Below are 25,294 nucleotides of genomic sequence, written 5' to 3' on the forward strand. Positions count from 1 at the left end.
CGTGATCAATAAGCGCCAGCCATGGCGCGGTAGCCGTGCCACATGAGTTCTTCATGAGACAGCGCACCACGTTCGCCGTGGTGCTGCGAATCACCGCCCCGCTCCATCGGCATGGCTTCGACACGCGCGGCCGCTTTGGCCGCCCCTTCATGCCCCTCCGGCGCGCGAGCGCGCAGGAGGGGCATCCCATACAGACCGAAGTTCACAGCAGTTTCTGCGCAAAGCGCACGTCGTCGATCGGCGTTCTCAAATAGCGCAGCCCGTTCTCATCCGGAGCCGGCAGCCGGCCGCCGCGCAAATTGACCTGCATCGCCGGAAACAGCAGCGCCGGCATCTTGAGCGTGCTGTCGCGGGTCGTGCGCATCTCGACGAAATCGCTCTCGGAGATCCCGTCTCGCACGTGAATGTTGAACTTGCGCTGCTCGCCGATCGTGCTGCAAAACCTCGCTTCACGACCGCGCGGCGGATAGTCGTGGCAGACGAACACGCGCATCGACTTCGGCAGCGTGAGCAGCCGGCGAATCGACGCATAGAGCAAACGCGCATTGCCGCCCGGGAAATCACAGCGGGCCGTGCCCACGTCCGGCATGAACAGTGTGTCGCCGACAAAGAGCGCGTCCTCGATCATGAACGCGACATCGGCCGGCGTATGCCCGGGCGTCGCCAGCACCTGGGCCCGCAACGCGCCGATAGAGAACACCTCATCCGGCGCGAAGAGATGATCGAAGCCGTGCTCGCCCGCCAGATCGAACGTTGCCGAAAACATCGACCGTATATCGACGATGCCGCGGCCGATGCCGATCTTGCCGCCGACGCGCCGCTTCAGCTCCGACGCCCCCGAAAGATGATCCGCATGCGCGTGGGTCTCGAGTATCCACTGAACCTCGAGGCCTCTTTCCTCGATGAAACCAGCGAGGCGTTCGATCGAGTGCGTCGATGTGCGACCGGACGCGGCATCGAAATCGAGCACTGGATCGATGACGGCGCACGGCGAACCGTAGCCGGCGTAGACAACGTGACTGACCGTACCGGTCGATGGATCGTAAAAAGACTCGACGTGCGGAAACATCAACGACACTCCTCTGACATGGCGCGCGGCATGCGCGAAGCTCGAACAAGAAAAAATTCGCGGCGGGGCGAAGGCGAAGGCGGGGCGGAAGGCTTATCGGCGTATCGCTCGATCTGGACGTGGTCGAACCCGGCTTCGAAGCACGCTTCGCGAAGGCTCGTCGGCCCATACACCTTGAAGCCGTGCTCGGTAAAAGGCATCGTGAGCGACGCTTCGGGCGTCATTGCAGCGATGACGAGCGCGCCGTCTTCACGCAGCACGCGCCGCATCTCGCGCAATCCCGCCGTGAGTTCCGGCCAGAAATACACGGAGTTGATCGCGATCGTCTTATCGAATGCGGCATCGGGAAACGGCATTGCCGCGACATCTGCGATCTCCAACGTGACCTGTCCACGCTCGACGCCCGCCAAGTTGCGCGAGCGCGCGGCGGCGATCATCGTCGGCGAGATGTCGATACCGGTGAACGAGAGACGCCGAGCCCGAGCCAATACGGAGGCGACATGACCGCCGTTGCCGAGCCCCACTTCGAGGATGCGCTCGTCGGCTTTGACGCCGAGCTTGCTATACGCGGCGTCGATCAACGCGGCATTGACACGCTCCATCAGTTCGCCAACCTCAAGACCGATCTCGCCAGCGGGACAGCCCAACTGCGAAAGCAAGGCCTCCGCGTCGAGACCCGCCAACCTGTCAGCGACGGATTCAAAGCGAGAGGTCACGTTGCCCCTCCCTTGCACGCAATGGCGCCGACAGCACCGACCACGCAAGCACGACCGCGAGATTGAGGGCAAGCGCAATCAGCGCGGCGTATGCGGGCACGGCAACGCCTAGCACGTGCAATGCAAACGCCGCGCTCTTAAAGCCGCTTTGCGCGACCATCCACGTGCCGCACGCGAGCCCCGCGGCCCACCCGGCCATCAAGCTGCGCGCGCGGACCGCCGGCACGAAGAGGCCTAGCACGATCGCAGGCAACGTCTGAGCGATCCACACGCCGCCAAGCAACTGCAACTGAATCGCGAATTGCGCGGGCACCAGCAAAACAAATCCGAGCGCACCGAACTTGACGAACAGCGACACCCACTTCGCCATGCGCGTCTCGTGCGCGGGCGAACCATCGCCCGCCACGATCGGACGCCACACGTTGCGGGTGAAGAGATTCGCCGCCGCAATCGACATGATCGCGGCCGGCACCAATGCGCCGATTCCGATCGCCGCGAACGCCAAGCCGGCGAACCACGGCGGGAAGAAGTGTTGAAACAGGGCAAACACGGCAAAGTTAGGACCGTACTGCTTGAACTGCGTCGCATATTCAGGCATCGAGCCCACACCGGCCGCCAGCGCCATCACGCCGAACAGCGCGACGAACGCGAGCATCAGCGAATACGCCGGCAGCAACGCCATGTTGCGGCGTATCACGCGATCGGACGAAGCCGACAACGCCGCCGTCATCGAATGCGGATACAGCAGCAAGGCGAACGCGGAGCCCAACGCGAGCGTCGCGTAGGTCGAATAGCCGTTCAGGCTCGCCGCGTCGGGCGCTTTCAGCAGCAGCTTCGGCGGCGGCAAGGCCGCGAAGATGTGCGCGAAGCCTCCGAGCTTCGCCGGAATCACCATGAGCGCCCCGATGATCGTGGCGTAGATCAGCAGATCCTTGACGACGGCGATCATCGCGGGTGCACGCAATCCGCTCGACCACGTGTAGGCCGCCAGCACGCCGAAGGCGACCAGGAGCGGCAACTCGCCCGCCCAGCCGTGCGTCGGAAAGCCCAGCGCGCCGAGCGTGACTTGAATGCCGACGAGTTGCAACGCGATGTAGGGCATCGTCGCCAGAATGCCGGTCAGCGCGATGGCGAGCGCGAGCGTCCGGCTGCCGAAGCGGTGCTCGACAAAGTCCGCCACGGTCACGTGGCCATGCTCGCGCGCCTCGCGCCACAAACGCGGCAACACGACGTAACCGAGCGGAAACGTCATGACGGTGTACGGAATCGCGAAGAAGCCAATCGCGCCCGCGGCGAAGACCAGTGCCGGGACGGCGACGAACGTGTATGCGGTATACAAATCGCCGCCGAGTAAAAACCAGCTCATCACGGTGCCGAGACGGCGTCCGGCGAGTCCCCATTCGTGCAGGCCGTTCAGATCGGCACGCCGCCACCGAGATGCATAAAGACCGAGAACCGTGACGAGCGCGAAAAGCGCGAGAAAGACAGCGTTGGTCGTGACATTCATTCGGCTCGCCCCTCACCGGCAAGGGCGCTGTGCGATTCGGCGCTGAGGGCCCTCCGCTCGTCGAGCCAATAAGCGGCGCCGGTCAACAATGCGCCGGCGAGGACGCACGCGGTTTGCCACCAGTAGAAGAACGGCCAGCCGCCGAGCGTGGGTGTCGCGCGGTTGTAGAAAGGCACGGCAAGCCCCGCCGCGATCGGTAAAGAGAGCAATAAAAATCTGAGGCGAAGATTCATGTGTTGCAGTCCAAATTGACAGTTGACGTGTAGACGCCCAGCGTCCGATATCGGCCGACGTGCTTCTAGCGAAGCGACAGCGTAGGCAGCATCGAACTCACGAAAAAGTGGGGCATCGGCAGAAAACTGTTTCCGTGCGGAAACGATGATCGATAGGCGTGCGAACGCCTCCGCGCGGCCGAAACGGACTCGGATACACGCACAACGCTTCAGTCGTTCAGATATTCCGGAAGCGATTCGACGAGAAAGTCGACCGTGGCGCGCATCGCTTGCGACATGCCGCGATGCGAAGGGAAGACGAGGCTCAACGTGCCGCGCGGTATGTGCCACTCGGGAAGCACGCGCGCGAGCCGGCCTGCTGCGATATCCGCGCGGCAGATCGGCGACGGCAGGGCCGCCACACCGAGGCCCGCAAGCGCGGCACGGCGCGCGAACGGCGCGTCGTTGCAGCGCATTCGCGCGTGATACGAAACCGTTGCCGTGCGCCCGTCGGCAGCGTGCAGCAACCAGGCGCTGGCGGCGTCCCGGCGCGCAAGCTGGATGCCGTCGATACCCTCCAGGTCCTCGGGCGCCTCCGGCAGACCGCGCGGAAATAACGCCGGGCACGCGACGAGCGTCGCTTGCGTTTGCGCGACGGCCCGCGCAATCAGCGAAGAACTCTGCAATGGCTCGGTATGGCTGCGCAGCGCGAGATCGTAGCCTTCGTCGATGAGATCGACGTAGCGGTTGGACGTCAGCACCTCGATATCGATCTTCGGATGCTGAGTCATGAAAGTCGGCAGCAGCTCGTCGAGCGCCATGCGCACAATGCCGGTGGCGCAGGTGATGCGAACACGGCCGACAGGCTCGTCGAGCCGCGCCCGCGCCGCCTGTTCAGCGCGCTCCACCTCGCTCATCACGCGCGCGCAGTGTGCGTAGAAATCGGCGCCGGCCTCGGTCAGCGAGAACTTGCGCGTGGTCCGGTTCGCGAGCCGCAGCCCGAGCGCCTGTTCGAGCGCCCGCACGCGCTTGCTCAGCGTGCCCTTGGGCACGCCGATCGCGTCTGCCGCGGCGGAAAAGCCGCGCTTTTCGACGACGACGGAAAAGTAATACAGATCGTTGAGATCGAGCACGGCGATCGTTTCCGTCCGGCAACAATACCTACAGTTTAGGTCGCCAAAGCGGTGACGATCGTGCGCAGGCTCGCGAGCACGTCGCAGACGCTGAACGTTACTTACCCGCGCCGGTCGGCCAGACACAACTCAACACGAGCGTGCTGCCCGGCGTGACATCGGGGCTCAGCGACGCGGCATGAAATTCGGCGTCTTTGCAGGTCCATTCGGCTAGAAAATCGTCCCTGCACGCGGCCCGTCTCTGACCTTCGCGCGATTGCGTCAAGACGTACGGGCATGTGATCTTGCCGTCGCATTGACGGGCGAGGTCGGCGGTCGCGTTGCCGCGCGGCGCACCGCAACTCCCGCCATAGGTGCCCGATACGATGCGGATTTCGCGCTCCTGAGCCGCGCATGCGCTCGCGCAAACGGCGAGGCTCAAGATCGCGCAAACGCACCGCACTACGCCAACGTGCCCGGCGGAATCGCCGCGGCTATTCGTACGCGTAGCGTTCATCACGTCCGCTCCTTCTCGCCTTTGCCAAGTGTTTGCATCACTTTGGCCACCACGCGGTCGCAGTGCGCGCCGCCAAACTCGAACAGATCGCGCTCGGCAAGGTCGAACTCGCTCGCGAGCGATTCGCGCAGCAGGCTCTTTGCGCGGAAGTGCCGGCTGCGCACGGTCGCCTCCGGAATGTCGAGACATTGCGCGGTCTCCTCGACGCTCATTTCCTCGACGGAGCGCAGCACAAAGACGACGCGAAACGCCTCGGGCAGCGCGTCGAGCTTGCGTTCGAGCAGCGCGCGCACCTCGGCGCGCGCCGCGGCGTTGTCTGGAGAATCGGAATCGTGTGCGCTCATGGCGTCGAGATCGGCTTGCGGGTTCAAGTCCACGATCGGAAACACATTCTGGCGCCGGGTCGCGCGGCGCAGGCGGCCGAAGCATTCGTTGAGCACGAGCCGCGACAGCCATGTGAGCAGCGCGGCATCGCCGCGAAACTTCCCAATCGAGCGGTACGCCAACAGATAGGCGTCCTGCAGCGCGTCTTCGGCTTCGGCGTCGTTGCGCAGGGTGGCGCGCGCGAGCCGGTAGAGGCGCCGGTTGTGGCGGCGCATCAGCAGCTCGAACGCGGACCGGTCGCCAGCGGCAATGCGACGGACGATCGACAGGTCGGACAGGTCGTCGTCCGCGACCGAAGCCAAAGGAGTTTGCGCGCTGTCCATCATGGGACCCTCATCGGCTTGCCTCACCGTACAACCAGTGTGCCATGCATCGTGGGATGAAACTCGCACCCGTACGCGAAGTTTCCGCGCGTCCCGGCGACATAGCTCCACGAAGCGTTCGGCGCGATGCTGTGCGACTCGAACGCTTTCGACGTTGCGCTCGCCGTGTGCGGCACGAGGTCCTTGTTCACCCACACGACGCGATCGCCGCGCCGCACCGTGAGCACCGGCGGATTGAAGCGCATCTGCTCGATCGTGACCACGACCGTGCCAGGCGCCGCGTCGGCGCGCGCGACCGATGCGATGAGCAACGTGCTACCGAGCACACCGCCAAACACGAGCGCACGCAAGAACTGAAGCGCACCTATCGTCCGCGCGAATTTCGCGCTCAAGCCCCCACCGCGACACTCAAGCACCGCCCTTCCCCAGTTCTTTCTGCAGACGCTTGGCGTGCTCGAGATGCGCGACGAGGGTTGGCCGGACTTTAACGAGCAGCGCTTTCAATTCCGCGTTCTGTGCGTTCGGAATCAGCGTCTTGTCGACCGCTGCGATCACGCTCTCGTGATACGCGACTTCGTGATCGACATACGCGCGATCGAACTGCTTGCCCGAGAGCGTCTTGAGATTCGCCAGGTTTGCGTCGCCGCCTTGCTTGAGGCTCAGGCTCGTCGCGTTGTCTTCCGGGGTCACGCCGAGCTTGTGCACGAGATCGGCGGCCGCCTGATTGACGCTGGTGTGGTCCTCGATCATGCGCTGCGCAAACGCCTTCACATCCTTCGACTGGGTTTTCGACTCGGCCAGCTTGCCCGCGTCGATATCGACCTGGTTGGCGGTCACGACAATGGCCGCGATCTGGGGATCGGTGGGACCGGCGCTTTGCGCCTGCGCTACGGCGCAGACGAGCGCCAGCGCTCCTGACAATGCCATGCTGATCAGCTTCATGAATGGTCTCCTCGGCGACGGTCGCGCGATCGGCGGCGCACAGGCGGAGCAGGTCTTTTCGTTTGCGCGACCGGGTTCACGGCATTGGATGTCACGTCTTCAATCGCCGTTCCGGATCGCTCACTTAAGCCAAATTTGGCATGTCGGAAATTGGCTAAATCTGATTTCAGCGCCTCCGGCCGCTGCCGATAATGGCGCCTTTCAACGCCCGGGCGCCCCCCCATCAAAGCGCATCCGGCCCCGCCTTTCGGAGACCCGCCCCCATGCTGCTTCACGTCATCTATCTGATCGCCATCGTCGCCGAAGCCATGTCCGGCGCGCTGATGGGCATGCGCCGCGGCATGGACCGCTTCGGCCTCGCGCTCGTCGGCGCCGTCACCGCGCTCGGCGGCGGCACCGTGCGCGACGTGCTGCTCGGACACTACCCGCTCGGCTGGATCTCGCATCCGAATTACGTTTTCATTACAATCTGTGCCGCAACGGTGGCCGCGGCGCTCGCCAAACCGCTGCAAGGTCTGCGCAGCCTCTTCGTCACGGTCGATGCGCTCGGCCTCGTCGCGTTCGCGATCATCGGCTGCAACGTCGCCTCGGAATTGAACGTGAGCGCGCCGATCGTCGTGCTGGCGGGCGCGATCACCGGCGTGTGCGGAGGCATGCTGCGCGATCTGCTGTGCAACGAGATGCCGCTCGTGCTGCGCCAGGACCTCTATGCGAGCGTCGCGCTCGCGGCCGGCACGCTGTACTTGGCGCTCCAGCATGCCGGCGTCGATCGGAACACGGCTTCGGTCGTCGCGCTCGTGAGCGGCTTCGCGCTGCGTCTCGCGGCCGTGCGTTACGGCTGGCGGCTCAAGTCGTTCGCCGCCGCCGGTTCGGGCGGCGTCCACTAACCCTCATCCAACCGGCAACCGGCAGCGCGCTCGCCAAGCGCATGCCTTCAGCAACGGGACCATGATCTTCAAGAAGAAATCGCAATCGCAGGACATGTACGCGCCGGTCGCGAAAAATGCGGTGCTCGCGCCGCGCTTGCCGGCCTGGCGCTCCACGTTCATCGTGGTGCTCGCCTTTCTGGGTTTTGCCGCGCTCGCCGCGCGTGCGTTCTGGATCCAGATCGTCGATCAGGATTTCTACGCCAACCAGGGACAAAAGCGCTATCAGCGCACCATCGAACTCGACGCGATGCGCGGGCGCATCGTCGACCGCAACGGCGCGTTGCTCGCCGTCAGTCTGGTCACTTATGAGATATGGGCGACGCCGAAGCTCATCGACAAAGCCGCCTATCCGGCGCTCGCGAAGCTGCTCGACATGCCGCAGGCCGAGCTCGCCCGGCGCTTGAACCCGAGCCGCTCGTTCGTGCTGCTCAAGCGCCAGATCGACGCCGACACCGCGAACCAGATCGCCAAGCTCGACCTCGCGGGCATCACCCAGCTCACCGATTCGAAGCGCTTCTATCCGGAAGGGGAATCGGCGGCGCACGTGGTCGGCTTCACCGACATCGAGGACAACGGCCAGGAAGGCGTCGAGCTCGCGGCGAACGCGCGCTTGCTCGGCGCGCCGGGTCAACGCGAGGTGATTCGCGACCGGCTTGGCCGCGTCGTCTCCGACACGCGTCCGCTCGTGCCGCCGCAAAACGGCGCGACGGTGCGCCTGACGATCGACCGGCGCGTCCAGCAGCTCGCGTATGCGCAGCTCAAGGCGGCCGTCGCGCTGAACCATGCGGAGGCCGGCAGCGTCGTCGTGCTCGACGCGAAAAACGGCGAGATCCTCGCGCTCGCGAACTATCCCACCTTCGATCCGAACGACCGCACGCGCCTGACCGGCAAGCAGTTGCGCAACCGCGCGCTGACCGACACGTTCGAGCCAGGCTCGACGATCAAGCCGATCGTCGTCGCGCTGTCGATGGACCAAGGCAAGGTCAACGCGAACTCGCTCATCGACACCTCGCCGGGCAGCTACAAGATCGGCCCGAACGTGATTCACGACACCTCGAACCACGGCACGCTGACGGTCGCGCAGGCGATCCAGAAGTCGAGCAACATCGCGCTGGCGAAGCTCGCGCTCAACTTGCCGGCGGAGACGATCTGGACGAAGTACCAGGAGTACGGGCTCGGCCGCGCGCCGGATCTGACGTTTCCCGGCGTCGCATCGGGCCGGTTGCGGCCGTACAAGCGCTGGCGTCCGATCGAGCAGGCGACGATGGCGTACGGCTACGGGCTGTCGACCTCGCTGCTGCAACTCGCGCAGGTCTACACCGCTTATGCGGGCGACGGCACGCTGCATCCGGCGACGCTGCTCGCCAACGTCGACCCGGCCACCGGCGCCGATCTCGGTCCCCACGACAACGGCCCATTGCGTCCCGGCACCCGCGTGACGACGCCTGCCACCGCCGCCCAGATGCGCGCGATGCTCGAAACGGCGGTTGGCCAGGGCGGCACCGGACGCGCGGCGCAAGTCGGCGGCTACCGCGTCGGCGGCAAGACGGGGACGGCCCGCAAGCAGGCCGGCACGTCGTACGCGAAGAACAAGTACCGGTCGCTGTTCGTCGGCATGGCGCCGATGAGCGATCCGCGGATCATCGTCGCCGTGATGATCGACGAGCCCTCGGGTCGCGGCTTCTATGGCGGGACGGTGGCCGGGCCGGTGTTTTCTTCGGTGGCGGGCGGCACCTTGCAGTTGTTCGGCGTGCCGCCCGATATGGTGGAAATGGTTCAAGCGAACGAAAGGTCCTAAGCCACCCTAATCGCCCTCTTCCACCCGGTCGCGTCCGTTGCGTTTCGCGCGATACATCGCTTGATCAGCGTCTTCGATCAGCGCGTGCGCAGCGCCGGCCGCGTCGCGGCGCGCGTCGATCGTCTTCACCGCGATGCCGATCGACAGCGTGAGCGCGATCGGCGCGCCACGCTCGTCGAACACCTCCAATGCCGCGACCGCGCGCCGGATGCGCTCCGCCACGATCCGCGCGCCCGGCCGGTCAGTCTGCACGAGCAGCGCCGCAAACTCCTCGCCGCCGTAGCGCGCGAGGATATCGGTCGCGCGCAACTGGTTGCGCACGCAACCGGCCACCGCTATCAGCGCGCGATCGCCCGCCGCGTGGCCATGCGTATCGTTGATCCGCTTGAAATGATCGATGTCGGCGAACAGGCACGTCACCGGCATGCCGTGACGCGCCGCGCGCATGACCTCTTCGTGCAGGCGTTCGTCGAAATGACGGCGGTTCGCAAGACCGGTCAGTGCGTCGGTCATGCCGAGCCGCTTCAGGCGCTCGCGGTGCGCGACGTTGTCGAGGCTCGCGGTGACGATGCTCGCGAAGCGTTCGAGAATGTCGGTGGCCATGCCCGGCGCAAACCGGTTCGGATCGCTGCTCGCGAGGCACAGGTAGCCGAGAGGCATGCCGCGCTGCGTAAGCGGCAGCAAGATTGCGCTCTTCGGCAACGCGTCGGCGAAGAATGCGCTTAGCGGGCTTCGCGCGTTCGCGTCCGCGCGGCCGAGCCACGGCGAGCCGCCTGCGCAAAGCCGTGCGCCCGCGTCGCGCGCCGCCCTATGGACCAGCAATTCGGGGCGCGGCGCGCCTTGCGGCGCTTCGGGTTCCAGCAATTCCTTGAGCAAGGGCAGCGTGGTATCCGCCCACAGGCGCACCGAATGCAGCCGGAACTCCTGCGGCAGACGGACAAAGAGAATGTCGAGGAACGAATCGAAATCCTGCGCGCCGATCAGCGCGAGCTCGACGTCCTGAAAGCGGCGCAGCGTCCGCTCGTTTTGCTGGACGGTTTGGACGAGTACGCGAAGCCGCTCCGATAAGCGCGTCTGAGAGTCGTCGGTCACGTTGTGCGGGGGATGGCCCCGAACCGTTACGAGGCCAAAGAGCCTCAACTTTCGCTATAACGGCTCTCGCGGCGAAGTCTTGAGAAATTTAGCGCTTACATGTTTATTACGTTAGTGCGCCAAGCCGGAGATTTCCACGTCCGGCATCTATCCTCTTTAGACGGCCTCACGCGTTTCAAACCGGTGCGCACGCTGCAAACGAGCGCATCGCTGCACCGTATCCTGACCCGCCGCGCTGCGCCCATGCGCAACACTCGCCTCTCAAAGGCCCTAAGCGGCCCTCAGCGCGATGGAACGCTTGATGCTTCTCCTTCTCGACGGCCCACCGGCCGAGGAGCATCGACATGACTGCCCCACTCACCACCCGGTTCTCGCATGTGCGCCCGCAAGACACACAGTATGTCGACAACGGCCTGCGAGATTTCTTTCTCTACCGCGATCTGGGCATCGCCGAGGCAACCGGCGGCAAAGTGCTCGCCCAACTCGTCAAGGCGAACATCCCGCCCGAACGCGGCACCGGCTGGCACCGCCACGAAGCCGAATTTCATATCGTCATCATGTTGAAGGGCTGGGCCCGCTTCATGTACGGCGATAAGGAAACGCTCGTCGCGGCAGGCGACTGCGTGCATCAGGCGCCCGGCATCGTGCACTACCTGTTCGACTATTCGCCGGATATGGAATATCTGGAAATCGTCGCGCCTGCGGACTTCAAGACGATCGACGCCGAACCGGCCTGCAACGTGCCTGCCGTCACGCCGTGGCCGGAATCGACATAGAACGCTTAGAACCGGTATCCAACCGACGCAAACGTAATGATCGGATCGAGCTTGATCTTCGACGTGCTCGTGACGGTTCCCACGCTCGACTGGGTCGTCAGCGTGGCCTTCGTCGACAGCCACATATAGGAAACCGACAATCCCGCCGACCAGTGCTTGTCGAAGTTATACGTAAAGCCCGCATTGAGGACGGGCGCGAACGAGTTGCTGAGCTTCGCGCTCGTCGCGCCTTCCAAGGCCGTGCCGTAAGTCGACGAATACAGGAAAGCGCCGCTCGACACCGCCGTGCTCAGCTTCACCCCGCTGTACCAGACATACGAGCCGCCCGCGCCGACAAACGGCCGGAACCGGCTTTGCGCATCGTTGAAGAAGTACTTCACGAGCACGGTGGGGCTCCATTCGTAGGCCGATCCCATTTGGCCGAGCGCGGCAAGCGTGCCGGTGCCCGACAGCGTGAAGCGTGGCGGCGCGCCGAACACCGCTTCGGCCGCGATGTGATCGGTGACGAAGTAAGCCGCCGTAAGGCCGATCGTGTCCGCGTTGTCGACAGTCGCGCCTGAACCGGCCGATGTCGTGCTCGCGCCAAGCGCGTTGATCGTGAACGGCTGGCTCGACACCTGCGGCGCAAAGTGGAACCAGCCGACGTTCGCGACAAAATCGCCCGCGCTTTGTGCGTGCGCGGATGTGGCCGCAAGCAGTGCTGCTGCCATGCCGATTGCTCGGTTGTGCTTCATATCTCCTCCTCGTTGTTGTGACCGTGAAGGCGATTCTATGTGCACGACCGTTCGTTTCGGCATGCTGCCGATAGTGGATGACCTCTGGAATTTGGTAAGGATTCGACGCGCGGCTGCGCTAACCGGGCAACGACGCCGTCGTCGCCGCGTGCGGTCCGTCATCGTTTGCGAGCGGCGCGGACTGCACGCGCGCGGAGAGCGTCGGGGCCGACTCGTTATCGTGGATCACGGCGCGCACGAGCGGATAGATCTGCCGCTCCCAGCGCTTGCCGTTGAATACGCCGTAGTGTCCGACGCCGGTTTGCACGTGATGCGTCTTCAGATACGGACGCAAGCGCGAACAGAGATCCTGCGCGGCGAGCGTCTGGCCGATCGCGCAGATGTCGTCCTTTTCGCCTTCGACCGTCAACAGCGCCGTGCGCCGAATCATCGATGGATCGACACGCCGCCCGCCCACTTCCAATTCGCCGAGCGGCAACGCGTGCTGCTGGAACACCGTGGCGACCGTCTCGATGTAGAACTCCTCGGCAAGATCCATCGTCGCGAAGTATTCCTCGTAGAACACACGGATCGCCTCGGCTTTTTCCGCATCGCCCTTCGCACGCTCGTAGAACATATCGGCGATCGAGTTCGCGTGACGCTCGGTGTTCATCGCAATGAACGCGCTCAGTTGCACGAAGCCCGGATAGACGCGCCGATGCGCGCCCGCGAAACCCGGCGGCACCGCGCTGATCAGGTTCTTCACGAACCATTCGATCGGCTTGCTCTTCGCCAATTCGTTCACGCGTGTCGGATTGATGCGCGTATCGATCGGTCCGGCCATCAGCGTCATACTCGCGGGCTGGGCCGGATGTTTGTCTTCGGCCATCAGCGCCACGGCGGCGAGCGCCGCCACCGTCGGCTGGCAGATCGCCATCACGTGCGCTCCCTCGCCCAGATGCTCCAGAAAGTCGATCACGTGCTGCACGAATTCGGTGAAGCCGAAGCGTCCGTGCTTGAGCGACACGTCGCGCGGATTGTGCCAATCGGTGATGTAGACGTCGTGCTCCGGCAGCATCGTGCGCACGGTGCCGCGCAACAGCGTCGCAAAGTGGCCCGACATCGGCGCGATCATCAGCACGCGCGGATGCACGGCCGGCGTGTCCTTCTTGAAGTGCAGCAGCGAACAGAACGGCGTGCTCGCCACGACCTCCTCGATTACCGCGGTCTCCCGTCCATCGACTTCGATGCTCTCGATGCCGAATGCAGGCCGCTTATGCGTGAGTGTCGCCAGTGTGAGCACGTCGCAAGCGGCGCCGTAGTAGCGCACGCCATCGAGCGCGGCGAAACCGGACGGCCACGCATCGATGAGCGAGCCCGTCATGCGCGCGACGTCGGAGACGGGGCGCATGACGTCGGACACTGCCTGATAGGTCGGATACGCTAGCCAATTCATGATCCCGCCACGTCAAGGAGGCCGGCGTATCGACGCAATACGTATGCCACGGCGCGACGCGTCGCGTGCTGATGGAGGTGCGTGATGCGTGCATCGCACGAGCGGTCCGGCTGCGGCGCGCTACGCGCCGCGCGCCTTGGCATGCCTATTGCGCGCGGCCTAGCGTGGCATGCGGCACCGCGCTGCACTGTCTCGCAGCGGATTGCGGGTTGCGCTCGATTTGCCGCCGCATCAAGCGAGCGCGGCAGTCATCCATTGGTTGGCAACAGAGACGAAGTGGTGCACAGATGCATCGAAGCAGTGCATGCCTGATTTGCAGCGCCCGCTTAGGGGACACCGACATGTCGAACGCGACTTTGACCATCAGCAGCCGCAATTACTCTTCGTGGTCGCTGCGAGGCTGGCTGCTGACGAAGTTCAGCGGCCTGCCGTTCGACGAAATCGAAGTGCCGATCGACGCGCCCGGCGTGCGTGCAGAAATCCTGCTGCTGTCGCCATCGATTCTCGTGCCTTGTCTGCAGCACGACGGCATCAAGATCTGGGACACGCTCGCGATCGCCGAGTACCTGAACGAGGTGTGCCCGCAAGCCGGATTGCTGCCAGCCGACCGCGCGGCGCGCGCACATTGCCGCGCGATTTGCGGCGAGATGCATTCGGGCTTCAGTGCGCTGCGCGGCGCGCTGCCGATGAACCTGAAGGCGCATTTCCCGGGCTTCAAGGTGTGGTCGCGCGCGCAAGCCGACATCGAACGCGTGTTCGAGATCTGGCGCGACTGTCTCGCGCGTTACGGCGGCCCCTTTCTATTCGGCGCAGACAAATGCGCAGCGGACGCGATGTACGCGCCGGTCGTCACGCGCTTCATCACCTACGATGTGCCGCTCGACGACGACATCAAGCCATTCTGCGCGCGCATTCTCGAACTGCCTGAAATGAAGGCGTGGATCGCCGCGGCGCAAGAGGAAACGGAAGAGATCGACGAGTTCGACGTCGAGTTTTAAGTTTCTAGGTCGCAAGGCGGCGCCGGATCGCTGGCACAACGGCCGCGTAACGCATTGCCTTGAGTGCCCACGAAGGCATGGAAGACAATACGAACGTCGTCATCGTGAGCTTGATTTTCATGCGCCTGCGCACGTATGGATTGACGCGCAGGATCTTAGTGTAATGGGAAAGGATGCCGACCAACTCGGCCTTGTCCGGAGATTTCCTCATCGCCGCGGTCACTGCATCAACCAAAAACGCTTGCCCGAAACGAGGCACTAAACAATCGCGGAAATAGTATCGGCCGCGGCTTGGATCGTCGGGGAACGCGTCAACGAGTTTCCTGAAATAGAGGAAGCGGCTCCGGCTCATGCGAATGGAATAGGAAGTGCTCTCAGGGTGAATGCGCCAAACGTATACCGGTTCATCGACAAAGCGATGGGTATACCCCTTACGGAACATGCGCATAAAGAAATCGTCGTCCTCGTAGCCCGTGAACTGCTCATCGAAACCGCCCACAGCGCTATACGCTTTCCGGCAGATAATTGAAGCGGATGGGAGAATGAACATATCATTGCGCAACAAATCGACAATCGCTTGTTTTGGATGCTTCGAGTGCTCCTTGACCATGCTGGATCGAACGATGTTGCCGTCACCATCTGCTTCCATGCAATCGCCATAGATAAACCCTAGACGCGCTTCTCTCTTCGGGATGGCGCAAACAAGAATCTCGATGTGTTCCGGCAAATAGTAATCATCTTGATCGAGAAAACATATGTAATCCGAATTGCTCGCATCCACCCCTGCATTTCTCGCTGACCCTTGTCCGCCGTTTGGTTTGTCAATGATACGGAATGGATACTTTTTATTAAGCGCATATAGCGCAGCTTGCTCCTCAGACCGTGAACCATCATTGACAACGATCACCTCATTTGCCGGGACCGTCTGCTCGTAAATGCTAGCTATTGCACGTTCGACCCATCTGGATCCGTTGTAGAACGGGACGATGACCGCCACCGTAGGCTTTTCATTCTGCATTTCCATGGTTGCTCCCAGTTATCGCGCTCGGCTGGGTCCTATCACGCAACCGATTCTTTGACATGCGAATTTTTAGCATGGGAACCGGCTTGGAACGCCGCACAAAAAGAGACAGTAAGACTTCGACTAGAATCAGTAAGGCGTCGCTCAAGACGCATGGAAGCGCACGAACCGCCCGGAGCAATCAGGAGTCTGGGAGCGGGCGCCTTCGCATTCCGGTGGACGCTCGGCTATTTACCTGACCAACAAGCGTATGCTTCGGAAGCCTTCTCTCGTCGTCCGTCGACCATGTAGGCGCATTACGTCGTATTCACCCCGGTGGAATCAAGACAGCGTGGCGAGAAAAAGACGAGTAACCAATTGATTTTATTGATTCATTCACATTCCCCAAGTGAGTCACACTCTTTCAACCGCCGTCAGCGCCGAACTCGAAATCCGCAAAAGCCGCTTTATCGCGCACGCCCTCCCCGTCGCGGACCGCGATGCCGCGATGGACGAACTACGCCGTCTGCGCGAAGCGAACCCCACCGCCACGCATGTCTGCTGGGCACTGCTCGCGGGAGGGCAATCGGGGATGTCGGACGACGGCGAGCCGTCCGGCACGGCGGGCAGGCCGATTCTCGAAGTGCTGCGTCATCACGATCTCGATGGCGTGCTCGCCGCGGTCGTGCGCTATTACGGCGGCGTGAAGCTCGGCGCGGGCGGCCTCGTGCGCGCCTACACCGATGCGATCGCGAGCGCGCTCTTGAACGCCGAACGCGTCGAACGGATCGCGCTTGCGTGTCTTATCGTCGAGATCGGATTTGCGGACGAGGCGCGCGTGCGACGCTGGATCGAGCAAGAAGGCTTCGAACTCACTGACAGCGCTTACGAGCTGAACGTGCGCCTCACGATTCGCATGCCCGCCACGGCGATCGATTCGGCGCGCGACGCGCTGCGCGATCTCACGCAAGGGCGCGCGGCGTTTCCCGAGGCGTAAACGCAAAAACGGCACGCGCGGATCGATCAACCCACGCGTGCCGTCACAACAGCGATATCAATGCGAATGCAGCGCCTCGGAAGCACGCGCGGCATCGCCACGCCCAGCCGACGCCTGCGCGTCTTCGAGAATCAACTCGGCGCCCTTCTCCGCCACCATCATCGTCGCCGCATTGATGTTGCCCGACGTGACGTTCGGAAACACCGACGCATCGACGATCCGCAGTCCTTCGATACCATGCACCTTGAGACGCGAGTCGACGACCGACGTAGTCACGTCATCGCCCATCGCGCACGAGCCGCACAGGTGATAGATCGAACCCGAGTTCTCGCGGAAATACTTGAGCATGTCGGCTTCGGTCCTGCACTGCGGGCCCGGCGAGATTTCCTCGATCGTGATGTCCTTGAGCGCCGGCGCGGTCATCAGCTTGCGAATCAGCACGCTGCCTTGAACCGCTTCGTCGATGTCCTTCTTCGTCGTGAGCGCGTTGATGCGGATCTTCGCAGCGTCTTCCGCGCGGTTCGAGCCGATTTCGATCGACCCGCGGCTCGAAGGCCGGCACGGATTGAACGCGATCAGGAAGCCCGAATACGGTTCCGGCTCGAGGCTCGCCTTGTTGCTCTTCGGAATCCGATACGACAGCGGATTGAAATAGAGCTGAAGGTTCGGATGCTCGAGCGACTCGTCGCCCTTGAAGAAGCCGCCGCCCTGGTTGACGCTCATCGAGAGCGGCCCCTTATGCGTCAGCAGGTATTGCAGGCCGATCTTGAGCTTGCCTAGCAGCGGACGCATCTCGTCGTTCAGCGTCTTTACCTTGGCGCGGAAGTAGAAGCTCACGCACAGGTGGTCCTGCAAGTTCTGGCCGACAGCAGGCAGTTCATGCACGAGCGGCACGTTGTACTTCGCGAGCAGCGCCTTTGCGCCGACACCCGACAACTGCAGCAGCTTCGGCGTATCGACCGCGCCCGCCGCCATGATGACTTCCTTGCTCGCCGTGAATTCGCGCGTTTTGCCGTGCTGCGTCAGCGTGATGCCGACCGCGCGCTTCTTTTCGTCGAACAGCACGCGCGTAACGAGCGCGTCGCGCTCCACCGTGAGGTTCGGACGGTCGAGCACCGGATGCAGATACATGAAGCTGCTCGATGCGCGCTGCCCGTTCTTCGTGTTCAGATCGTAGATGCCCGCGCCGTCGATCTGCTCGCCGTTGAAGTCTTCGTTGCGGCGATAGCCGAGCTGTTCGCAGCCTTTGAGGAACGTGTGCACGATCGGGTGCACGCCTTCCTTCATCGGCGTAATGCTGATGGGACCGTCCGCGCCGTGATACTTCGTGTTGCCGAGCGGGTGCGACTCGAGCTTCCTGAAGTAAGGCAACACGCCTTCATACGACCAGCCCTTGTCGCCGGCGGCCGCCGCCCAATCGTCGAAGTCGTGACGCTGGCCGCGCACGTACACCATCGCGTTGATCGAGCCCGAGCCGCCTTGCACCTTGCCACGCGGGCAATAGATCGAGCGGTTGTCGAGCTCTTTCTCGGGCTCGCTGTAGTACATCCAGTTGTAGGTCTCGTTGTAGTAGGTCTTCGTGAAGCCTACCGGGACCTTGAACCAGTACGAGCTGTCCTTGCCGCCCGCCTCGACGAGCAGCACGGTGTACTTGCCGGACTCGGTCAGGCGATTGGCGAGGATGCAGCCCGCGGAACCCGCGCCGACGATGATGTAGTCGTATTTCATTTCAGCTTGCCTTATACAAAGGTCAGTCTCGATGCGGCGCGCTTCAGCCCTTGGCGGGCGAGAAGTCGTTGACGTCCTGCGGTTTCGCAGCCATCTGCAAGTGCAGACGCTCGCCCGTGTACGGGCTGTGCTTCTTCACCACGTCCATGTTCAGCTCGATGCCGAGGCCCGGCTCCTTGGACGGAATGATGTAGCCCTGCTCCCAGCGAATCGGCGTCTTGACGACTTCCGCGTGGAAACCGCCCCACGTCATGATGCTTTCCTGGATCAGGAAGTTCGGCGTGCAGGCCGCGAGCTGGATGCTCGCCGCCGCGCCAACCGGACCGTTGTAAAGGTGCGGCGCGATCTGCGCGTAGTACACCTCCGCGAGCGTCGCCACCTTCTTCGCTTCGAGCAGACCGCCCACGCGTGCCACATTCAATTGGATGATCGACGCGCCGCCCGCTTCAAGCAGCTTGTGGAATTCGTACTTGGTCGTCAGGCGCTCGCCCGCCGAGATCGGAATGCTCGTGTGCTTCGCGACTTCGGCCATCGCGTCGGGCTGCCCCGGCGGCACCGGCTCTTCGAACCACAGCGGATCGTATTTCTCGAGGCGCTTGGCAAGACGAATCGCCGAGGACGGCACCATCTGCCCATGCGTGCCGAACAGAAGGTCGGCCTTGTTACCGACCGCTTCGCGCACCTTGCGGCAGAACGTTTCGCAGCGATCGAGCACTTCGAGCGACAGCTGATGGCCCGAGTAGGCGGTGTACGGGCCCGCCGGGTCGAACTTGACCGCCGTGAAGCCCTTCTTCACGTTCTCGGCCGCGCATTCGGCGGCGAGATCGGGGTCGTCGTAGTCGTACTCGCCCTTCGAATTTTTCGGATACAGGTACGTGTACGAACGCAGCTTCTCGTGCACTAGGCCGCCCAGCAACTCATAGACGGGCTTGTTCGCGGCTTTGCCGATGATGTCCCAGCACGCCATCTCCAAGCCGCTCACGACGCCCATCATCGTCAGATCGGGGCGCTGCGTGAAGCCGCTCGAATAGCACTCGCGGAACAGGCGCTCGACGCGGTGCGGATCGTGATTGAGCATGTAGCGCTGAAACACGTCTTCGATGATCGGCACCATCGCCTTCGGATGGAACGTCGCCGAATAGATTTCGCCGACGCCTTCGATCCCGTCATCCGTCTTCAGCTTGACGAAGATCCAGTACATGCCACCGACGTGCGGCGGCGGAACAGCGACGATATGAGTTTCAAGCGAGACGACTTTCATTTCGCACCCGATTTTCTAAGATTGAGCCTGTGTCGTAGAACTTGCGCGGCGACTGCGCCGAGCAATGCCATGAATGCGACGTAACCGAAATACAGCTGATAGCCGAGCGCGCCCGGGAAATGCTGCGTGAAGTAGCCGTTCAGAAGCGGCAGGAACACGTCAGGCGAATAACCGAGCACCGAGATCAGGCCGATAGCCAGACCCGAGATGCGCGCCGGCACGTTGCAATCGTCGAGGAGCGCCCAGTAGAGCCCGCGGATCGCATACGTGAGAATGCCGATGAAGAGCACGAGGAACACGAGCGATACGTTGTTGTGGAACCCCGGCGCCAGAACCAGCAGCATGAGCGACACCGCGCCGAAGAAGAGTGCGAACGTCAGCACGTTGACCTTCGAGAAGCGATCGCCAAGGAAGCCGCCGCCGATGCCGCCGATCGGGCGCATCCACAGCTTGAGCGTCGTGATCGTGCCGGCCGCCACGGCGGTGAGCCCGAAGCCGCCTTCCTGCAGGTAGGCGGAGAAGCTGTACGTCGCCCAGAACACCTGATAGCCGCAGAACACGATCGCCACGACGAGCCACAGTTCGGGAATCGACAACAGCAGCTTCAGATCGGTCAACACATTGCCGCCACCCTTGCGGGCCGGCGCAGCCGAAGCTTTCGATTCGGGGTCTTTCACAAGCGCGAGCAGCACGCCGAGGCCAATACAGATGAAGGCGTACATATGTACGACAAACTTGAAGCCGGTGCCCGCCGATTCGCCGCGCGTGTTCGTCAGATACGCGAACAGGCTGATCGCGATCGTGGCGAGCATGGCTTCGATCAGGCCGCGACCGCCGTCGAGCACGCCGAAGAAACGCCCTTGCTCATCGTGGGCAATCATGTTCACACGCTTGAGCACAGCCGCCCAGAACGTCAACCCCGTGGTGATGCCCCAGCCGCAGAAAATCACCATCAGCATCGGAAACGACGGCGCCGTCGCATACCACACGCCGAGCAAGCCCGTGGCGATCAGTGAAAAGCAGATCAAGAAGCGCGGTGCGATGCGATCGGCGAGCCAGCCGCTCGGCAGGTAGCTGACGAGGAATAGCGTACCGAGCGACGAGTACAGATACCCGAGTTGCGCATCGTTGATGGCGAACACTTCGAGCATCGTCGTCTGGTACACCTGACGCAGATACAGAATCGGGTAAATCGCACCAGCGGCGATAACGAGCAGCATCAGCTGCAAATAGCGCTGCCCGCGCGTGGCCTGCAGCGGCATCGCGCCGCTTGCGGCTTCGGCGGTTACCGCCTGAGAAACTTCACTGCCTGACATTAAGACACTCCTTGATCGACACGCTGAGCACGCGTAGTGATCCTAATCACACGCGCCTAGGCGAGTCCCCTGACATTTCTGCTTCTTATTTCGATGCGCCGTGCTCGACAAGCACGGCGCATGTTGCACGACAAAGAACGTCGTGCGATCAATACTTCATGACGACGAGACGCGTCTGCGTGAATTCGAGCATGCCGTGCTTGCCGTCGTCGCCGCCGAGGCCCGAACGCTTCCAGCCTGCGTGGTAGCCCTGGTACGGATCAGCCGGAGTGCGGTTCACATAGAGCTCACCCGATTCGATCGCATTCGCGACCTTCATCGCCGTGCGATAGTTCTCGGTGTAGAGCACCGACGACAGACCGAACTGGTGATCGTTGGCCATCTCGATCGCTTCGTCGATCGTGCGGTACTTGAGCACAGGCATGATCGGACCGAAGGTCTCTTCCTGGACGATCTCCATGTCCTGACGCACGTTCGTGAGCAGCGTCGCCGGATAGAAGAAGCCCTTGCCTTCCGGAATCTTGCCGCCCGTCTCGACCTTCGCGCCTTCGGCCACCGCGCGCTCGACCATCGCGTGAATACCCTTGCGCGACGAGTCGTTGACGAGCGGGCCCATGCGTTCCGGATGCTCGCTGCGATCGCCGATCTTCACGGCGCTCATGTTTTGCTTGAGCAGCGCGACGAAGCGCTCATAGACGCTTTCCTGCACATACACGCGCTCGATCGCCGTGCAGAGCTGGCCGCAATGGGTCGTCTTCGACGCCACGAGCGCCTGCGCGGCTTTCTCGAGGTCGGCGTCGGCCTCGATGATCGCGGGCGTCTTGCCGCCGAGTTCCAGCGACGGCTTCGCGATATTGGCCTTGCAGTACTCGAGCACCTTGCGGCCCGCGTTGACGCTGCCCGTCAGCGTGATCATGCCGACCGCCGGATGCGTGCAGACCGCCTCGGCCGTTTCGTGATCCATCGCGACGACGTTGACGACGCCCGCCGGGAAGCCCGCGCGATCGACTGCCTTAGCGATTTCGAATGCGGAGGTCGGCGTGTTGTTGCTCGGACGGACCACCACGGTGTTACCCGAGATCAGCGCCGGCGCGACCTTGCGCATCAGCGTGTAGACCGGGAAGTTGAACGGAATCAGGCAAGCGACGACGCCGATCGGCTCGCGCTGCAGAAAGAGGTTTTCGTCCGGCGTATCGCTCGGGATGATTTCGCCTTCGATACGGCGCGCCCACTCCGCGTGATAGCGGGTGATCTGGCCGGCGTAGATCGACTCGTTGGTCGCGTCCGAAACGCTCTTGCCCGATTCGGCGGCGAGCGCACGGCCGATTTCCGGCGCGAGTTCGGTCAGCGCGTCGGCGAGCTTGTGCATGTAGGCGGCGCGCTCGGTCGAGGGCAGCTTGCGCCAGCTCTTTTGCGCGGCAGCCGCCGCTTCCACGGCCGCCACGGCCTCGGCTTTCGTGGCTGCGGAGATCTCGGCGATCTGCGCTTCGGTCGCCGGATTGAAGACCGCGATGCGCGCTGCGCTGGCGGGCTCGGTGAACTGACCGTTGATGTAGTTTCGATCGACTCGCATAGTCATTGCCCAAGAGGATGGAAGCGTTGCCGCTCGCAAGCGGCGCCAAGTACGTATTCAGTCGACGGGATGAGGCGTCGCCGTCGGCCCAAGTCTTTAATGCGGGCGGCAAAACGCCGCAAATACAAGGGAATGGGCGAATTCTTGGTGGCGGATGCGGACACAGCAAGCGAGTATTTCGAGCGGCAAACATTCGAAAAACTCACGTTATCCAGCTAACGCCGATGGGAATTGAAGACGGCGCGCCCTGGCCGGCTGCGGGTTCGGGGCCAGCCTAGGGAAAACACCAAGATGAGTCGATGCGAATTAAATATGAGATTAAAGCATCTCAAAGACGCGCTTGAAGCGGCTCGCGCGACGGCGACGACGGCTCCAGGCTACGGTCGGCCAGCCACACCTCCTGCTGCAGCCATTCCTTGAACTGGACGAGATGCGGCAGCGCGGTCTGCTCGGGCCGCGTCACGAGCCAGTACGACTGGTGGCCGTCCACGTGGACGTTCAGCACCTGCGTCAACTGTCCGCTTGCGAGTTCGCGCGCGATCATGTTGCGGTCCGCGATCGTAATGCCGAGACCGTCGACTGCCGCGCGAATCGCATGATCGAGCAGATCGAATTCGTAGCCGCCTTGGGTATCGACGCCTTCGATGCCCGCCGCCTTCAGCCAGTGCTGCCAGGTCAGGTAGCGCTGGTCGTCGCTTGCGAGCACGTGCAGCAGCGTGAAGCGGTTCAGATCGATGCCGTCCTGATCCTGCCGCCGCGCGAGCAGCGCCGGCGCGCAGACGGCGACGTGACGCTCCTGCATCAGAAGCACGTTGTCGAGCCCCTCCCACTCGCCGTTGCCGAAGCGGATCGCGCAATCGAGCACGCTCGATTCGGCGAGACTGTCCTGCGTGCGGGTGGTGAGGCTGATCTCGAGCTCCGGGTGCTGCTCGCGCAGCCGGCCGAGGCGCGGCATCAGCCAGCGGCTCGCAAACGTGGGTGGCGCATTCACGCGCAGGCGGTTCAGGTGCGTCTTCTCCTGAATGCTGCGCACGGTGAGCTCGATTTTGTCGAACGACTGCTGCAGCGCCTGCAGCAGCACGCGGCCAGCGGCCGTCAACTCGAGATGATGATGGCGGCGCTGCAGCAGCGGCTCTTCGAGTTGCTCTTCCAGTTGCCGGACCTGCCGGCTGACCGCGCTTTGCGTCACGTTCAGCAGCTCGGCCGCACGCGTGAAGCTGCCGGTGCGTCCGGCCACTTCGAAGGCTTTGAGCGCGTTCAGCGCGGGCATTTTTCGTTTCAAGTCGCGGGCCCTATGGCGAATGTGGCAAAGACGGCGAGGCTGACAAAGCCGGTTCGGCTACCGAACCGGCATCAACCGGGCGCTCATTTTACGCTGCCGATCCATCCCCACAGCGCGCCGAACCAGCCGAGCGCGCAGACGGCGAACGTCGCGCCGGACAGTATCCATGTATACGTCCGCGACAGCTTCGCGCCGTCCGGAAGCGCCCGCGCGGCGAGCGCGATCAGGAGCCCGAGCACGAGCGGCAGCAGGAACGCGTTGACGACCTGCGCGCCGATGTTGAGCCACACAAGATCGCGCGCGCCCCAGACGAGCGCCGCACTGCCCGCCACCGCCGCCATGTAGACGCCGTAGAACCACGGCGCCTGCTGCGGCCGGTATTCGAGCGAACGCCTGACACCCGTCACCTCGCCGACACCCCACGCGAGCGCGAGCGACGCGACGATCGCGGCCACCATCGCCGCGCCGAGCACCCCGGCGCTGAACACGACCCGCCCCCATTGCGCGCCGAGCAGCGGCGCGAGCGCATTGCCGATCTCGCCGACGCTGTCGAGCGACCCATGCGCGCCGGTACTCGCGCCGAGCGTCGCCGCCGCGGCGACGAGCACCGCCGCCGTCAGCGCCTGCGTGAGCACGGCGCCGACAGCCGTATCCCAGCGCTCGGCCTGGCAATCGGCCGGCGTGAGCCCCTTATCGGCGACGGCCGCCTGCTGGTAGAACACCATCCACGGGTTGAACACCGCGCCGATCAGCGCGGCTGCGAGATACAGAAACTCGTGATTGCCGAGCGGCAGGTCGGCGATGTCGGCTGCGACCACGCGCCAATCCGGATGCGTCGCCCATGCGACCGCGAAAAACGCGAGTTCGAGCAAGCCGATCAAGAGCGCCGTCCGCTCGATGCGCCGATACGAGCCCGTCGCGACAATGGCCATGAGCGCCAGCGCGGCAGCGGGCAGCGTCAGCACGCGCGACACGCCGAACAACTCGCCGATGCCCGCCACGGCCGTAAATTCGGTGACGAGCGTACCGACGGTGGCGACGCCAAGCCCCGCGACCGACACCCACGACCACACCGGCCCAAAGTGCTCGCGAATCAGCTCGCCATGCCCGCGCCCGGTATAGATACCGAGCCGCACGGCCAACTCTTGCACCATATAGAGCAGCGGGATCAGCAGCACGAGCAGCGGCAGCAGCCGGTAGCCCCATTGCGCGCCGGCCTGGGCGGCCGTGACGACATTGCCGGCGTCGGTGTCGGCGAGCATCACGAGGAGCCCGGGACCCCACACGGCGATCGAACGAAGCAGCGGTAAGCGTCTGACCGAGGGCCGAATCTGATTCATCCGTCTTTCAATCGTATTTATGAGAAAAGTCAAAGGATAACGCTTGCCGACTCTCCCCCATTTTCTGGATAATGCACCGTCATTCAGCTGAAACTTGCCGCCGGTCCAATATCGCTGGGCAATCTTCAACGCATAGTTAACTAACAAGCTTGCGTAGCCCGTAGTCCCGCCACAAGCCTTCAAGCACTTCCTGCCGCATCCCGCCACACCGATTTATTCATATTAAAGACCACGAAATATTTATTTCGCATTG

At 63.3% G+C, this 25,294-nt stretch carries 25 protein-coding genes; 5 read left to right on the forward strand and 20 right to left on the reverse strand.

The features are described from left to right. Positions 1-5: 5 nt before the first annotated feature. The 10 genes from AAHK20_RS23195 to AAHK20_RS23240 all read right to left on the reverse strand — a co-directional run bounded on the left by AAHK20_RS23195 (position 6) and on the right by AAHK20_RS23240 (position 6,782). Positions 6-206 (reverse strand): hypothetical protein, encoded by a 201-nt coding sequence (locus AAHK20_RS23195; protein ID WP_449183843.1) that lies wholly within the window; start codon positions 204-206, stop codon positions 6-8. Next, positions 203-1,069 (reverse strand): MBL fold metallo-hydrolase, encoded by an 867-nt coding sequence (locus AAHK20_RS23200; RefSeq protein ID WP_449183844.1) that lies wholly within the window; start codon positions 1,067-1,069, stop codon positions 203-205. The genes AAHK20_RS23195 and AAHK20_RS23200 overlap by 4 nt, the downstream gene beginning before the upstream one ends. Continuing rightward, positions 1,069-1,785 carry a class I SAM-dependent methyltransferase gene (locus tag AAHK20_RS23205; RefSeq protein ID WP_449183845.1) on the reverse strand — a complete coding sequence of 239 codons (717 nt, stop codon included), beginning with the start codon at positions 1,783-1,785 and terminating at the stop codon, positions 1,069-1,071. Before AAHK20_RS23205 ends, AAHK20_RS23200 begins: the two co-directional genes overlap by 1 nt. Then, on the reverse strand, positions 1,769-3,292 hold the full coding sequence (gene mctP, locus AAHK20_RS23210; RefSeq protein ID WP_449183846.1) for a monocarboxylate uptake permease MctP: 1,524 nt from the start codon (positions 3,290-3,292) through the stop codon (positions 1,769-1,771). The genes AAHK20_RS23205 and mctP overlap by 17 nt, the downstream gene beginning before the upstream one ends. Continuing rightward, positions 3,289-3,525, reverse strand: coding sequence for a DUF3311 domain-containing protein (locus AAHK20_RS23215; protein ID WP_449183847.1), 237 nt, complete (start codon positions 3,523-3,525; stop codon positions 3,289-3,291). The genes mctP and AAHK20_RS23215 overlap by 4 nt, the downstream gene beginning before the upstream one ends. A 209-nt stretch (positions 3,526-3,734) precedes the next feature. Beyond that, positions 3,735-4,637 carry a LysR substrate-binding domain-containing protein gene (locus AAHK20_RS23220; RefSeq protein WP_449183848.1) on the reverse strand — a complete coding sequence of 301 codons (903 nt, stop codon included), beginning with the start codon at positions 4,635-4,637 and terminating at the stop codon, positions 3,735-3,737. Between the two features lie 97 nt (positions 4,638-4,734). Continuing rightward, complete coding sequence (locus AAHK20_RS23225; protein ID WP_449183849.1) at positions 4,735-5,133, reverse strand: hypothetical protein; 399 nt, start codon at positions 5,131-5,133, stop codon at positions 4,735-4,737. Continuing rightward, the gene (locus AAHK20_RS23230) at positions 5,133-5,843 is read right to left on the reverse strand and encodes an RNA polymerase sigma factor (RefSeq protein WP_449183850.1); all 711 of its coding nucleotides are present in this window, start codon (positions 5,841-5,843) and stop codon (positions 5,133-5,135) included. The genes AAHK20_RS23225 and AAHK20_RS23230 overlap by 1 nt, the downstream gene beginning before the upstream one ends. A 20-nt stretch (positions 5,844-5,863) precedes the next feature. Continuing rightward, positions 5,864-6,151 carry a cupredoxin domain-containing protein gene (locus AAHK20_RS23235; RefSeq protein ID WP_449184036.1) on the reverse strand — a complete coding sequence of 96 codons (288 nt, stop codon included), beginning with the start codon at positions 6,149-6,151 and terminating at the stop codon, positions 5,864-5,866. Between the two features lie 97 nt (positions 6,152-6,248). Next, positions 6,249-6,782 carry a DUF4142 domain-containing protein gene (locus tag AAHK20_RS23240; RefSeq protein WP_449183851.1) on the reverse strand — a complete coding sequence of 178 codons (534 nt, stop codon included), beginning with the start codon at positions 6,780-6,782 and terminating at the stop codon, positions 6,249-6,251. A 263-nt stretch (positions 6,783-7,045) separates the two neighbouring features. On the opposite strand from AAHK20_RS23240, the gene AAHK20_RS23245 reads away from it, so the two are divergent. Both AAHK20_RS23245 and AAHK20_RS23250 read left to right on the forward strand, forming a co-directional pair. Continuing rightward, positions 7,046-7,669, forward strand: a complete 624-nt coding sequence (locus AAHK20_RS23245; protein WP_449183852.1) for a trimeric intracellular cation channel family protein — start codon at positions 7,046-7,048, stop codon at positions 7,667-7,669. Positions 7,670-7,730: 61 nt separating this feature from the next. Then, positions 7,731-9,509: a peptidoglycan D,D-transpeptidase FtsI family protein gene (locus AAHK20_RS23250; RefSeq protein WP_449183853.1), complete on the forward strand. Its 1,779-nt coding sequence runs from the start codon at positions 7,731-7,733 to the stop codon at positions 9,507-9,509. A 6-nt stretch (positions 9,510-9,515) separates the two neighbouring features. On the opposite strand, the gene AAHK20_RS23255 is transcribed toward AAHK20_RS23250, so the two are convergent. After that, a complete protein-coding gene (locus tag AAHK20_RS23255) occupies positions 9,516-10,601 on the reverse strand; it encodes a GGDEF domain-containing protein (RefSeq protein ID WP_449183854.1) in 1,086 nt (361 codons plus the stop codon). 344 nt (positions 10,602-10,945) lie between these two features. Between AAHK20_RS23255 and AAHK20_RS23260 the strand changes: the two genes are divergently transcribed. After that, on the forward strand, positions 10,946-11,377 hold the full coding sequence (locus AAHK20_RS23260; protein ID WP_449183855.1) for a cupin domain-containing protein: 432 nt from the start codon (positions 10,946-10,948) through the stop codon (positions 11,375-11,377). A gap of 5 nt (positions 11,378-11,382) precedes the next feature. Here the strand turns inward: AAHK20_RS23260 and AAHK20_RS23265 are convergent, their stop codons facing one another. Then, a complete protein-coding gene (locus tag AAHK20_RS23265; protein ID WP_449183856.1) occupies positions 11,383-12,111 on the reverse strand; it encodes an OmpW/AlkL family protein in 729 nt (242 codons plus the stop codon). Between the two features lie 118 nt (positions 12,112-12,229). Further along, complete coding sequence (locus AAHK20_RS23270) at positions 12,230-13,546, reverse strand: polyhydroxyalkanoate depolymerase (RefSeq protein ID WP_449183857.1); 1,317 nt, start codon at positions 13,544-13,546, stop codon at positions 12,230-12,232. A 341-nt stretch (positions 13,547-13,887) separates the two neighbouring features. On the opposite strand from AAHK20_RS23270, the gene AAHK20_RS23275 reads away from it, so the two are divergent. After that, on the forward strand, positions 13,888-14,544 hold the full coding sequence (locus AAHK20_RS23275) for a glutathione S-transferase family protein (protein WP_449183858.1): 657 nt from the start codon (positions 13,888-13,890) through the stop codon (positions 14,542-14,544). A 4-nt stretch (positions 14,545-14,548) separates the two neighbouring features. On the opposite strand, the gene AAHK20_RS23280 is transcribed toward AAHK20_RS23275, so the two are convergent. After that, positions 14,549-15,568, reverse strand: coding sequence for a glycosyltransferase family 2 protein (locus tag AAHK20_RS23280; protein WP_449183859.1), 1,020 nt, complete (start codon positions 15,566-15,568; stop codon positions 14,549-14,551). A gap of 385 nt (positions 15,569-15,953) precedes the next feature. On the opposite strand from AAHK20_RS23280, the gene AAHK20_RS23285 reads away from it, so the two are divergent. Continuing rightward, positions 15,954-16,541, forward strand: a complete 588-nt coding sequence (locus tag AAHK20_RS23285; RefSeq protein WP_449183860.1) for an IMPACT family protein — start codon at positions 15,954-15,956, stop codon at positions 16,539-16,541. 57 nt (positions 16,542-16,598) lie between these two features. Here the strand turns inward: AAHK20_RS23285 and AAHK20_RS23290 are convergent, their stop codons facing one another. The 6 genes from AAHK20_RS23290 to AAHK20_RS23315 form a co-directional block, all read right to left on the reverse strand. Further along, complete coding sequence (locus tag AAHK20_RS23290; RefSeq protein WP_449183861.1) at positions 16,599-18,269, reverse strand: GMC family oxidoreductase; 1,671 nt, start codon at positions 18,267-18,269, stop codon at positions 16,599-16,601. Positions 18,270-18,312: 43 nt separating this feature from the next. Next, positions 18,313-19,530, reverse strand: coding sequence for a mandelate racemase/muconate lactonizing enzyme family protein (locus AAHK20_RS23295; protein WP_449183862.1), 1,218 nt, complete (start codon positions 19,528-19,530; stop codon positions 18,313-18,315). Beyond that, positions 19,527-20,846, reverse strand: coding sequence for an MFS transporter (locus AAHK20_RS23300; protein ID WP_449183863.1), 1,320 nt, complete (start codon positions 20,844-20,846; stop codon positions 19,527-19,529). Before AAHK20_RS23300 ends, AAHK20_RS23295 begins: the two co-directional genes overlap by 4 nt. A gap of 148 nt (positions 20,847-20,994) precedes the next feature. After that, complete coding sequence (gene aldA / locus AAHK20_RS23305; RefSeq protein ID WP_449183864.1) at positions 20,995-22,419, reverse strand: aldehyde dehydrogenase; 1,425 nt, start codon at positions 22,417-22,419, stop codon at positions 20,995-20,997. 328 nt (positions 22,420-22,747) lie between these two features. After that, positions 22,748-23,689 (reverse strand): LysR substrate-binding domain-containing protein, encoded by a 942-nt coding sequence (locus AAHK20_RS23310; protein ID WP_449183865.1) that lies wholly within the window; start codon positions 23,687-23,689, stop codon positions 22,748-22,750. Positions 23,690-23,784: 95 nt separating this feature from the next. After that, a complete protein-coding gene (locus tag AAHK20_RS23315; protein WP_449183866.1) occupies positions 23,785-25,041 on the reverse strand; it encodes an NRAMP family divalent metal transporter in 1,257 nt (418 codons plus the stop codon). Between the last annotated feature and the right edge of the window lie 253 nt (positions 25,042-25,294).

It is taken from the genome of Trinickia camelliae, assembly GCF_053525655.1.

Excerpts from the sequence above, each read along its gene's own strand:
- AAHK20_RS23200 (WP_449183844.1), bottom strand. The coding sequence starts at position 1,069 with ATGTTTCCGCACGTCGAGTCTTTTTACGATCCATCGACCGGTACGGTC.
- mctP (WP_449183846.1), bottom strand. The coding sequence starts at position 3,292 with ATGAATGTCACGACCAACGCTGTCTTTCTCGCGCTTTTCGCGCTCGTC.
- AAHK20_RS23215 (WP_449183847.1), bottom strand. The coding sequence starts at position 3,525 with ATGAATCTTCGCCTCAGATTTTTATTGCTCTCTTTACCGATCGCGGCG.
- AAHK20_RS23225 (WP_449183849.1), bottom strand. The coding sequence starts at position 5,133 with ATGAACGCTACGCGTACGAATAGCCGCGGCGATTCCGCCGGGCACGTT.
- AAHK20_RS23230 (WP_449183850.1), bottom strand. The coding sequence starts at position 5,843 with ATGATGGACAGCGCGCAAACTCCTTTGGCTTCGGTCGCGGACGACGAC.
- AAHK20_RS23240 (WP_449183851.1), bottom strand. The coding sequence starts at position 6,782 with ATGAAGCTGATCAGCATGGCATTGTCAGGAGCGCTGGCGCTCGTCTGC.
- AAHK20_RS23245 (WP_449183852.1), top strand. The coding sequence starts at position 7,046 with ATGCTGCTTCACGTCATCTATCTGATCGCCATCGTCGCCGAAGCCATG.
- AAHK20_RS23250 (WP_449183853.1), top strand. The coding sequence starts at position 7,731 with ATGATCTTCAAGAAGAAATCGCAATCGCAGGACATGTACGCGCCGGTC.
- AAHK20_RS23260 (WP_449183855.1), top strand. The coding sequence starts at position 10,946 with ATGACTGCCCCACTCACCACCCGGTTCTCGCATGTGCGCCCGCAAGAC.
- AAHK20_RS23265 (WP_449183856.1), bottom strand. The coding sequence starts at position 12,111 with ATGAAGCACAACCGAGCAATCGGCATGGCAGCAGCACTGCTTGCGGCC.
- AAHK20_RS23270 (WP_449183857.1), bottom strand. The coding sequence starts at position 13,546 with ATGAATTGGCTAGCGTATCCGACCTATCAGGCAGTGTCCGACGTCATG.
- AAHK20_RS23275 (WP_449183858.1), top strand. The coding sequence starts at position 13,888 with ATGTCGAACGCGACTTTGACCATCAGCAGCCGCAATTACTCTTCGTGG.
- AAHK20_RS23280 (WP_449183859.1), bottom strand. The coding sequence starts at position 15,568 with ATGGAAATGCAGAATGAAAAGCCTACGGTGGCGGTCATCGTCCCGTTC.
- AAHK20_RS23290 (WP_449183861.1), bottom strand. The coding sequence starts at position 18,269 with ATGAAATACGACTACATCATCGTCGGCGCGGGTTCCGCGGGCTGCATC.
- AAHK20_RS23295 (WP_449183862.1), bottom strand. The coding sequence starts at position 19,530 with ATGAAAGTCGTCTCGCTTGAAACTCATATCGTCGCTGTTCCGCCGCCG.
- AAHK20_RS23300 (WP_449183863.1), bottom strand. The coding sequence starts at position 20,846 with ATGTCAGGCAGTGAAGTTTCTCAGGCGGTAACCGCCGAAGCCGCAAGC.
- aldA (WP_449183864.1), bottom strand. The coding sequence starts at position 22,419 with ATGCGAGTCGATCGAAACTACATCAACGGTCAGTTCACCGAGCCCGCC.
- AAHK20_RS23310 (WP_449183865.1), bottom strand. The coding sequence starts at position 23,689 with ATGCCCGCGCTGAACGCGCTCAAAGCCTTCGAAGTGGCCGGACGCACC.
- AAHK20_RS23315 (WP_449183866.1), bottom strand. The coding sequence starts at position 25,041 with ATGAATCAGATTCGGCCCTCGGTCAGACGCTTACCGCTGCTTCGTTCG.